Source organism: Qipengyuania aestuarii (assembly GCF_019711535.1).
In the GTDB taxonomy this organism is placed as follows: Bacteria; Pseudomonadota; Alphaproteobacteria; order Sphingomonadales; family Sphingomonadaceae; genus Qipengyuania; species Qipengyuania aestuarii.
Genome location: NZ_JAIGNP010000003.1, coordinates 834,030 through 844,178, shown reverse-complemented (window position 1 = coordinate 844,178; position 10,149 = coordinate 834,030). Strand labels below are relative to the sequence as shown.

Sequence of the window (10,149 nt, the reverse complement as noted above, 5' to 3'; positions counted from 1 at the left end):
TCGAAGGCAGATCGAGGGGGTGCTGGCCGCCCCTCAAGTGTTCCGGAAAAGGCTCCGAACACCCACTTGATCGGAGGCCGCAGCGCCGGACACCCGTGCCGGGACGCCGAATCGGCCGGGTCCGAGGCCGAACGGGGGAGGAAAGACGCCGACGCGCCGGGTTAGCGGGCCGGACAGGCGCGCAATCGGCAGGCCAGCAGCCGAAGCCTCAGTGAATGGCGACGATGACCTGATCGCCTTCGCGCACTGGGGCGCAATTTTCCGCCGGGATCGGATCGAAGCCTTCGCGGGTCAGCGCGATATCCGACAGGCCATCGATCTTGAAATAGCCGAGCGCGGGATCTTCATCGACCCGGCGGCTCTTGTTCGGATTGACCGCGCCCAGATAGAAAGCGTTGTTGCGCAGCACGATCTGGTGCGGCGCCAGCTTCAGCGTGCTGGAGTTGTAGGTCGCGCTGATCATGGTGCGTTCGCGCATGGCTTCGCCCAGCACCGCCTGGACGAATTCGAAGGAAGATTGATGCTGCATTGCACAAAACCACACCATCCGGGCCGAAAATGCAATCGCTTAATGGTAGCGGTCACAATTTTATGCGGCCGATAGTTTCCATCGGGCCACCACAAATTTCGCTCAGACCGCGCCCATTTTCGATCAGCGGGCGGCCCAGTCCACGGGCCCCCGCCCGTGCTTTTCGAGAAATTCATTCGCCCGGCTGAAGGGTTTCGAGCCGAAGAAACCGCGATGCGCCGACAGCGGGCTGGGATGCGGGCTTTCGATCACCAGATGCGGTCCCGCCCCGCTGCGCGCCGCCTGCAGCCCCGCGACCCGTTTCGCCTTGGCCTGCGCATGGCTGCCCCACAGGATGAAGACGCTGGGCACATCGCGCGCCGCCACTGCCGCCACGCAGGCATCCGTGATCGCGTCCCAGCCGCGCCCCGCATGGCTGCCCGCCTGCCCCTGCTCAACGGTCAGCGTGTTGTTGAGCAGCAGCACCCCCTGCCGCGCCCACGGCGTCAGATCGCCGTCCCGCGGCGGCGCGGCATCCAGATCGGCGGCCAGTTCCTTGTAGATATTGCGCAGGCTCGGCGGCAGCTTCACGCCTTGCGGCACGGAGAAGGACAGGCCCATCGCCTGCCCCGGCCCGTGATAGGGGTCCTGCCCCAGGATCACGACCTTCACCGCGTCCAGCGGGGTCAGGTCCAGCGCCTTCAGCCGCGATCCGCGCGGGGGATAGACCACCTTGCCGGCCGCCTCCTCCTCTCTCAGCCAGCCGCCCAGCGCGCGCGCTTCGGGCGCGGCCAGAACGGGATCGAGGGCGGGCTTCCAGCTATCGGGAACGGGATCGGTCATGACAGGCTGTTTGCCCGTCCCGGCGCGGCAGGACCAGTCGCCCCGGTCCACCAATCCCCGATCACCCGGGTCCAGGCATCCGGGCTATGGCGCCCAAGCCCCAGCCCGAGCCCAAGCCCAAGCCCAAGCAGCGAGCGAAGTGACGAAGGTCCGTTGCCAGTTCCCTCTGCGAACCCTAAAGCCGCCCCATGGCAGTTCATTTCCACGAAGAAGACCTTCCCGAAGGCGTGCTCGCCGATGGCCCCGTTGCCGTCGATACCGAGACCATGGGCCTCGTCACCACGCGCGACCGGCTGTGCGTCGTCCAGATCAGCGACGGCAATGGCGACGAGCATCTCGTCCGCTTTGCGCCGGACAGCGATTATGACGCGCCCAATCTGCAGGCCGTGCTGGCCGATCCGGACCGGCTCAAGCTGTTCCATTTCGCCCGCTTCGACCTCGCCGCGATCGAATATTACCTCGGCGTCACGGCGGCGCCCTGCTATTGCACCAAGATCGCCAGCAAGCTGGTCCGCACCTATACCGACCGCCACGGCCTGAAGAATCTGGTCGAGGAACTGCTGGGCGAGAATATCTCCAAGGCGCAGCAATCGTCCGACTGGGGCGGGCCGGAACTCAACCAGGCGCAGCGCGACTATGCCGCGTCCGACGTGCGCTTCCTCCACCGGATGCGCGAAGAGCTCAATCGCCGGCTCGAACGCGAAGGCCGGATGGAACTGGCACAGTCCTGTTTCGATTTCCTTCCCACGCGCGCCCATCTCGATATCCTCGGCTGGGCCGATCACGACATCTTCAGCCACGCGTAAGGCTTAGCGGAGCACCAACCCCATCATGGCCATCGGCAAGCGCAGGATCGAAACGCAGGAGGCGCAGCAATTACGCTCGCGCCGCCAGCATTTCGCTGCGCCCGGCGGCAGCCATGACCGGCTGGTGCGCTTCCTTGCGCGGTTCCTGCCGATGGGCGTGGGGATTGTTGCCGCGCTGATGATCATCACCCCCTTGAGCCCGCGCGGCGAGATCAGTTTCCTGCTCGACCGCAATGAAGTGGCGGTGATCCAGGAACGGCTGCGCGTCGACAATGCGCTGTATCGCGGACAGGATGCCCAGGGCCGCCCCTTCTCGCTGACGGCGGGCGAAGCGGTCCAGAAATCGAGCGTGGAGGGGATCGTCCGCCTCGACGAGCTGGTCGCCCGCCTGCTGATGAGCGAAGGCCCCGCGCGGGTGGAGGCGCCCGGCGGGCAATACGATATCCGCGAAGACGTGGTCGATGTGAACGGCACCATGACGATGGCCGCCGCCGACGGTTATCGCATGAGCGCGAGCGGCGTATCGCTCGACCTGAAAGACAAGACATTAGAGGGATCGGGCGGCGTCGAAGGCGCGGTTCCGGCAGGCACGTTCCGCGCCGACCGGCTCGATGCCGATCTCGACCAACGCACTGTTACCCTGACCGGCAATGCGCGGCTGCGCATGGAGCCCGGAAAGCTGAGGATGCCATGATCAAGAGCCAGTTCCCCACCATGGCGAAAAGCGCGCTGGCGGGCTTTGCCCTGACCGCGGCCGCAATGGGCGGCATCCAGCTGTCCGCCCAGGCGATCGCCGGGCACAATTCCAACGCGCCGGTATCCTATGCCGCCGACCGGATCGAATTGCAGGACCGGCAGAACCGCGTGGTATTGTCGGGCAATGTCGAGATCACGCAGGGCGGCCTCAATCTCAACGCGGCGCGCACCATCGTGAACTATTCCGATGCGGGCAGCCTGAAGATCCAGCGGATCATGGCCACCGGCGGCGTGAATGTGACGCGCGGCAACGAACGCGCGCGCGGCGATACGGCGGTCTATGATTTCAACCGCCGTATCATCACCATGGCGGGCAATGTCCGCCTGAACCGCGGCGGCGATACGCTGAACGGCGGGCGGCTGGTGATCGACCTGGCCAGCGGCGTGTCGAGCGTGGATGGCCGCGCGAGCGGATCGTCGGGCGTGACCGGCAACAGTTCGTCTTCGGGCGGGCGCGTAACCGGATCGTTCTCCGTCCCCGAAAACTGAGCGCGGGTTTAGCGGCCAGTTCTAACGCCGGGCTCTAGCGGCGGCCGGCCCCCGCCACGCGGGCGATGCCCGTCAGCCCCTGTGCCAGCAGCAATTCCGACGCCTGGCTGTTGGTCAGCAATTCGCGGTGCAATTCGGTGAGCCGCAGGGTCAGCCGGTCTAGCTTGGGCCCGCGCCAGCGCTGGACCTGTTCGGCAATGTCGCGTTCCTCCTTCCAAAAGATGCCCAGCCGCGCTTTCTCACCCTTGTCGAGATCCTGATAGCGGCGATTGCCCAGCGCGGCGGAAATCCGCGCCAGCTGCGCCGCGCGCCGTTCGATCGCCAGCAGCGTGCCGACCGGGTTCAGCCCGATCTGCTTCATCCGCGCGATTTCCTGCGCCACCTTGGGCCCCTGCCCCGCCAGCACGGCGTTGACGAGCCCGGCGAACCCGTCCTCCTCGCTCGCCGCGCCCACGGCGTCGAGATGCTCCATTTCCGCCGGGCGCGGCGATTGCGGGCTGCCATCGAGATAGGTGGCGAGCTTGGTCACCTCGCTCTGCGCCAGCCGCACGTCGAGATTGGCCGCGCGCGCGATGCGTTCGGCCACGGCGCCATCCAGCCGCACGCCCGCCGCATCGCCCATGGCGCGCACGCTTTGCGTGACCGAGCGCAGATCGGGCGGATAGAACATGGCCACCACCGCATCCTTGCGCTTTTCCAGCAGCTTGGCGGTGCGCGATTTGTCGGTGGCCGAAGTGGCGACGACGATCACCGGGCAGGCCTCGCCAGCCCCCATGTCGCCCGTTTCCAGCAGGATCTTGATCGCCTCATGCGCCTCGTCGCCCGCCACCCGGCACCAGATGTGGCGCGTATCCCCGAACAGCGAGCTGGAACGGGCCTCGTCTCCCAGCCTGGCCGGATCGGCGCGCAGTTCGGCGCCGGGGATTTCCACCCGCTCGCCCGGATCGGGCAGCATGGCGGCCATGTCGTTGGCGGCCTGGCTGGCACCGGCCTCGTCCTGCCCGCAGAAGAAGAAGACGCCGCAGCTGGCGGCCACATCGCGCGCCTTGGCAGCGAAATCCTTGCCGGTCAGTTTCACCGTTCGCCCTGCGCCCTTTCACGAAGCGCCACGGCCACGCGGGTCACGATCCGGTCGGAGATTTCGACGGCGAGATTTTCGAGCGCGGTGTTTTCCGCCGCGATCACGGCAAATTCGCTGGAAACCACGTCGATCCCGGCATCCACGCCCTCGGTCGCATCGAGCAGGATCGCCCCGGTCGCCGAATCGACCAGCTGATAGCGCGCGCGCAGGGTGCGGCGTTCGCGGCTGACGGTATCGTCGGCCACCACGGCGAGGCCTTCGAGGCTGTCGTCCAGCCGCACTTCGAGCCGGTAACGGAACTCGCCCGTACCCGCCGCGCCCAGCTGATCGTTGAGCGCGCTGCGCACCAGCCAGCCGGCCTTGCCCTCGATCGGGGGGACATCGACCGCGGCCAGACCTTGCGCGACCGCGCCGCTGCCGCCGCCGGCATACATGGGCTGGAGCGAGCAGCCGCCGATCGCGAATGCGAGCGGCAGGGCGAGCGAGAGGGCGAAAGACTGGCGCATCAGGTGACGATATTCACCAATCTGTCGGGCACCACAATGACCTTGCGCACTTCTGCCCCGTCGATCGAGCGCTGCACCTTTTCCGATGCCAGCGCCATGGCTTCGAGATCTTCCTTAGGCGTGCCCTTGGGCGCGGTGAGCGTGTCGCGCAGCTTGCCCTTGTGCTGGACCGCGATGGTCACTTCGTCTTCGACCAGCAGCGCGGGATCGACCTCGGGCCAGGCGGCATCGGCCACCAGGCCGTCCATGCCCATGCCCGCCCAGGCTTCTTCGGCGAGATGCGGCATCATCGGGGCGACCAGTTGCACCAGGCTGCGGATCGCGGCGGAGCGGCTGGCGGAGGCTTGCGCCTTCTCGACCGCGCCGGTCAGCTCGTAAATCCGGGCGACGGCCTTGTTGAAGCCCAGCGCCTCGATATCCTCGGCCACTGCGGCCACGGTCTGGTGGGTCTTGCGGTCGAGCGGTTTGTCCTCGCCCTGCGCCTGCGGCTCATGGGCCGAGAAGAGGCGCCACAAGCGGTGCACGAAGCGGCTGCAGCCCTCGATCCCGGCTTCGGACCACGGCAGGTCGCGCTCGGGCGGGCTGTCGGACAGCATGAACCAGCGCACCGCGTCGGCGCCGTATGTGTCGATGATGGTGTCGGGATCGACGACGTTCTTCTTCGACTTCGACATCTTGATGACGCGGCCGATCTCGACCTCGCCGCCATCGGCCTTCAGCAGCGCACGCTCGGCCTCGCGGCTGATCTCGTCGGGCGCGTAATAGAGCGTCTTGCTGCCGTCCTTGCGGCTGTAGGTCTCATGCGTGACCATGCCTTGCGTGAAGAGCGAGGCGAAGGGCTCCTTCACCTCGATCTGGCCCATATGCGCCAGCGCGCGGGTCCAGAAACGGGCGTAGAGCAGGTGCAGGATCGCATGTTCGATCCCGCCGATATACTGTTCGACCGGCAGCCACTTGGCGACCTCTTCCTGGTCGAAGGGCTTATCGGCAGGCTGGCTGGCGAAGCGCAGGAAATACCAGCTGGAATCGACGAAGGTATCGAGCGTGTCGGTCTCGCGCTCCGCCTTGCCGCCGCATTTCGGGCAGTCGACATGCTTCCACGTGGCGTGGCGCAGCAGCGGGTTGCCCGGCGTCTGGAAGTCGACATCCTCGGGCAGCGTGATCGGCAGGCTGTCCTTGGGCGCCGGGACCACGCCGCATTTTTCGCAGTGGATGAAGGGGATCGGCGTGCCCCAGTACCGCTGGCGCGACACGCCCCAGTCGCGCAGGCGCCAGACGGTCTTGCCTGTCCCCCGGCCCTGCTGTTCGATGCGGGCGATGATCTCGCGCTTGGCGTCCTCGATCTCCATCCCGTCGAGGAAGTCGGAATTGACGATCACGCCCTCTCCGGCCTCGGCCTCGCCGTCGAAGGGCTTGTCCGCCTGCTCGACACTCGGCGCGACCACGCGCGGGATCGGCAGGCCGTATTTGGTGGCGAATTCGAAGTCGCGGCTGTCGTGCCCCGGCACGGCCATGATCGCGCCGGTGCCGTAATCCATCAGCACGAAATTCGCGATATAGACCGGCAGGTCCGCGCCCGTGAACGGGTGCTTGGCCGTGATGCCGGTGTCGAAGCCGAGCTTCTCCGCCGTTTCCAGCTCTGCCGCGGTGGTGCCGCCCTTCTTGCACAGCGTGATGAACTCGCGCGCTTCATCGCTGTCCAGCCCCTGCGCCACCGGATGATCGGCAGCGACGGCGACGAAGCTCGCGCCGAAGATCGTGTCGGGCCGCGTGGTGTAGACCGGCAGCTTGTCGCCGTTCGACAGGTCGAAGCTGAATTCCAGCCCCTTGGACTTGCCGATCCAGTTTTCCTGCATCAGCCGGACCTTGTCGGGCCAGTTTTCCAGGCTGCCCAGTCCCTCGAGCAGTTCCTCGGCAAAGTCGGTGATCTTGAGGAACCACTGGTTGAGCTTGCGCTTCTCGACCTCGGCGCCCGAGCGCCAGCCCTTGCCGTCGATGACCTGTTCGTTGGCGAGCACTGTCATGTCGACCGGGTCCCAATTGACCTCGCTCTCCTTGCGGTAGACGAGCCCCGCTCCGTAGAGATCGATGAAGAGCGCCTGTTCGTGGCCGTAATAGTCGGGCTCGCAGGTCGCCAGTTCGCGTGACCAGTCGAGCGCGAAGCCGAGGCGCTTCAGCTGCGCCTTCATGTGTTCGATATTGTCGCGCGTCCAGCCGCCGGGATGCACGCCCTTTTCCATCGCCGCGTTTTCCGCGGGCATGCCGAAGGCGTCCCAGCCCATCGGGTGCAGGACCTCGTGCCCGGTCGCCTTCTTGAAGCGCGCCAGCACGTCGCCCATCGTGTAATTGCGCACATGACCGATATGAATGCGCCCGCTGGGATAGGGGAACATCTCAAGCACGTAGCTCTTGGGTTTGGGCGAATCGCTATCGGCGCGGAAGGTCTGCGCCTCGTCCCATGCGGATTGCCAGCGCGCATCGGCCGCGGCCGGATTGAAACGGGTGTCACTCATGCGCACGCCTGTAAGGATTTCAGGCGCGAATGGAAGGCGTTCAAAACCAATTCGGCCTAGAACGGCGCGGAATCTTAGATGACCTTGGTCAAAATTGGTAAGCGCGTGAACCGGAGCGCAGCGACCTTAAAGGTCGTGAGCACCGGAAGCGCAGAGATTGCCGGTTTGCAGGCCGTTATCGGCCGAATTAGTTGGAGATCGTCTGACGGCGCAGTTCGCGCGCCTTGGTCAGGATGATGTCTTCCAGCTTCTGCACGGTGGCGGCCTGTACCGGCGCATCGACCCAGGTGCCGCCCTGATTGACTTGGCGGCTAGCGGCGACGCGCAGCGCATCGGCGCGCAGGTCGGTATCGAGGATGGAAACGGTCATCTTCACCCGTTCGCCCGGATTGCCGGGATTGGCATACCAGTCGGTCACGATCACGCCGCCGGCACTGTCGGCCTGCAGCAGCGGCGCGAAGCTGACCGCTTCGAGGCTGGCGCGCCAAAGATAGGAGTTCACGCCGATGGTCGATACCTGCGCCGCGGCCAGATCGGCCTGCGGGCGATTGCCGCTGCTGCATGCCGCAAGGCCGATGCTGGCCACGCCGACAAGGGCGATGGCGGCGGGACGGCGGAGATTACGGTATGCGGTCATGAACGGTCCTTGGATCGGAATATGTCGTTGCGGCTCTATAATGGCTGGGCAGACAGGGGCAAGCACTGCCTTTGCCCCGCCGGGCCACGCGCACAGACACTACCGGACGCGTGAATGCGTCCTTAATCGCGGCCCTCGCAAGCGGCACCCTGTGTGCGCAGGGCAACACTATTTGCGCCAAAAGGGCGATGCTTGTGGAAAAGCTGGAATTATTCGGATCGAAGACCTAATCTTCTGAAATACCGGAGTCGCTTACATGAAAACATGTGGTGCGATGTTCGGGAACCATTAAGCGGATACCGTGGTATAACGGCATGAACACCGCGATAGGGGCAGAGAGGCGTTCGATGGGCAAGTCCAGAAACAGCACAGGTAAGGGTCGGTTCGCGCCGGCGCTGCTTGCTGTTGCCGGTCTGGCTCTCGCCATTCCCGGCGCCGGCATGGCCGTTTCCTCGGTACAGAGCGATTCGGTTCAGCCCGCAGCCACGGAATTCCTGTCCTTCACGCCCGCCGGTGTCGATCCCGAACTGGCGCAGAAGGTGGCCAAGCTGGTGGGCAAGGATGCCCTGCGCTTCACCCCCGCCAACAAGCCAGCCCCGGCGCGTGAGCGGACGGTGAACTTCGCGGTTCGCGTGGACGCGGCAACCGCCCGCACGCTGTCCGGCCGCAGCCCGGCAGAAACCCTGGCCAAGAGCGCAGGCCCCGACAGCGGACTGTCGATGGTCGCCGCGCGTTACAATCTTGGCATCGCCCGCGGCTATCAGAGCTTCGCCCAGCCGACCCGCAGCGTTGCGGCCGCGAGTATCGGTGACAAGGTGAAGGATTTCGCCATGCCCGACCTGCGCAGCTTCGACGATTCGGATGATGACGGCAAACCGAGCCGCTTCAAATCGCGCATCTCGCTCCAGAACCGGGACAATGCCGGTACGGCTCCGCTGACGGTCGAAGGTGCCGGTTCGCAGCGTGTCGATCTGGGCGGCGCATACAGCCTGAGCCGCAATCTCGATGTGACGGCCGGTGTCCGCCTGTCGCAGGAACGCGACCGCCTCAACCCGCTGACCGACGGGATCGAGGATGATCAGGCGGTCTATGTCGGAACGCAGATCCGCTTCTGATCTTCCGCTCCGCGCGGCTTTTCCAGCAAGAATACGATTGAATCCTCGCCCCTCGGCGTGCGCATTGTCTTTACGCTGTCGTAATCTTGCGTAAGGCTACTCCAAACAGCGCGAAAAATTGCGAGGAGAGGATTGGATGGGACGTATTGCGATTGTGACGGGTGGTACGCGCGGAATCGGCCGCGCCATCTGCGAACGCTTGCGCGACGAGCGCGAATGCATTGTGATTGCCAATTATGCCGGAAATGACGAAGCGGCGAAGAAATTCACCGACGAGACCGGCATCCCCACGGTCAAGTTCGACGTCGGCGATTTCGAGGCGGTGCAGTCCGCCTGCAAAAAGGTCGAGGACGAACACGGCCCGATCGAGATCGTGGTCAACAACGCCGGGATCACGCGTGACGGCACGCTGCTTAAAATGAGCTATGACGATTGGGATGCGGTCATGCGCACCAATCTGGGCGGCTGCTTCAACATGGCCAAGGCGACCTTTGCCGGAATGAAGGAACGCGGCTGGGGCCGGATCGTGAATATCGGATCGATCAACGGGCAGGCGGGCCAGTATGGCCAGGTCAATTATGCCGCCGCCAAGAGCGGGATCCACGGCTTCACCAAGGCGCTGGCGCAGGAAGGCGCGCGTTTCGGCATCACCGTCAACGCCATCGCGCCGGGTTACATCGACACCGACATGGTCGCTGCCGTGCCCGAACCGGTGCTGGAAAAGATCGTCGCCAAGATCCCAGTCGGCCGCCTCGGCAAGGCGAGCGAGATCGCCCGCGGGGTGAGCTTCCTCGTCTCCGAGCATGGTGAATTCGTCACCGGATCGACGATGAGCATCAATGGCGGCCAGCATATGTATTAATGGCTGTATTGGCGGTGCGGCTTCGGTCGCAAC

11 protein-coding genes are annotated in these 10,149 nt (G+C 65.2%); 5 read left to right on the top strand and 6 right to left on the bottom strand.

The window, feature by feature from the left end:
- Positions 1–208: 208 nt before the first annotated feature.
- Both K3175_RS13880 and K3175_RS13875 read right to left on the bottom strand, forming a co-directional pair.
- Positions 209–529 carry a WYL domain-containing protein gene (locus tag K3175_RS13880; protein ID WP_221544059.1) on the bottom strand — a complete coding sequence of 107 codons (321 nt, stop codon included), beginning with the start codon at positions 527–529 and terminating at the stop codon, positions 209–211.
- A 123-nt stretch (positions 530–652) separates the two neighbouring features.
- Entirely contained in the window at positions 653–1,351 is a 699-nt protein-coding gene (locus K3175_RS13875; protein ID WP_221544058.1) for a uracil-DNA glycosylase, read from the bottom strand.
- 188 nt (positions 1,352–1,539) lie between these two features.
- Here K3175_RS13875 and K3175_RS13870 point away from each other — a divergent pair, with 188 nt between their 5' ends.
- The 3 genes from K3175_RS13870 to K3175_RS13860 are packed head-to-tail and all read left to right on the top strand — an operon-like array spanning position 1,540 to position 3,402.
- On the top strand, positions 1,540–2,157 hold the full coding sequence (locus K3175_RS13870) for a ribonuclease D (RefSeq protein WP_221544057.1): 618 nt from the start codon (positions 1,540–1,542) through the stop codon (positions 2,155–2,157).
- Positions 2,158–2,182: 25 nt separating this feature from the next.
- Positions 2,183–2,851: an LPS export ABC transporter periplasmic protein LptC gene (gene lptC, locus K3175_RS13865; RefSeq protein WP_221544056.1), complete on the top strand. Its 669-nt coding sequence runs from the start codon at positions 2,183–2,185 to the stop codon at positions 2,849–2,851.
- A complete protein-coding gene (locus tag K3175_RS13860; protein ID WP_224812620.1) occupies positions 2,848–3,402 on the top strand; it encodes an LptA/OstA family protein in 555 nt (184 codons plus the stop codon). The genes lptC and K3175_RS13860 overlap by 4 nt, the downstream gene beginning before the upstream one ends.
- Before the next feature lie 34 nt (positions 3,403–3,436).
- Here K3175_RS13860 and holA read toward each other — a convergent pair whose 3' ends face one another.
- From holA to K3175_RS13840, 4 genes are all read right to left on the bottom strand, one after another.
- A complete protein-coding gene (gene holA, locus K3175_RS13855; RefSeq protein ID WP_221544055.1) occupies positions 3,437–4,480 on the bottom strand; it encodes a DNA polymerase III subunit delta in 1,044 nt (347 codons plus the stop codon).
- Positions 4,477–4,989 (bottom strand): LPS assembly lipoprotein LptE, encoded by a 513-nt coding sequence (gene lptE, locus K3175_RS13850; protein ID WP_221544054.1) that lies wholly within the window; start codon positions 4,987–4,989, stop codon positions 4,477–4,479. The genes holA and lptE overlap by 4 nt, the downstream gene beginning before the upstream one ends.
- Positions 4,989–7,502 (bottom strand): leucine--tRNA ligase, encoded by a 2,514-nt coding sequence (gene leuS, locus K3175_RS13845; RefSeq protein WP_221544053.1) that lies wholly within the window; start codon positions 7,500–7,502, stop codon positions 4,989–4,991. The genes lptE and leuS overlap by 1 nt, the downstream gene beginning before the upstream one ends.
- A gap of 187 nt (positions 7,503–7,689) precedes the next feature.
- Positions 7,690–8,139 carry a DUF3576 domain-containing protein gene (locus tag K3175_RS13840; protein WP_221544052.1) on the bottom strand — a complete coding sequence of 150 codons (450 nt, stop codon included), beginning with the start codon at positions 8,137–8,139 and terminating at the stop codon, positions 7,690–7,692.
- Positions 8,140–8,453: 314 nt separating this feature from the next.
- Between K3175_RS13840 and K3175_RS13835 the strand changes: the two genes are divergently transcribed.
- Both K3175_RS13835 and phbB read left to right on the top strand, forming a co-directional pair.
- On the top strand, positions 8,454–9,254 hold the full coding sequence (locus K3175_RS13835) for a hypothetical protein (protein WP_247710900.1): 801 nt from the start codon (positions 8,454–8,456) through the stop codon (positions 9,252–9,254).
- A gap of 136 nt (positions 9,255–9,390) precedes the next feature.
- The gene (phbB, locus tag K3175_RS13830; protein WP_221544051.1) at positions 9,391–10,116 is read left to right on the top strand and encodes an acetoacetyl-CoA reductase; all 726 of its coding nucleotides are present in this window, start codon (positions 9,391–9,393) and stop codon (positions 10,114–10,116) included.
- Positions 10,117–10,149: the final 33 nt, after the last annotated feature.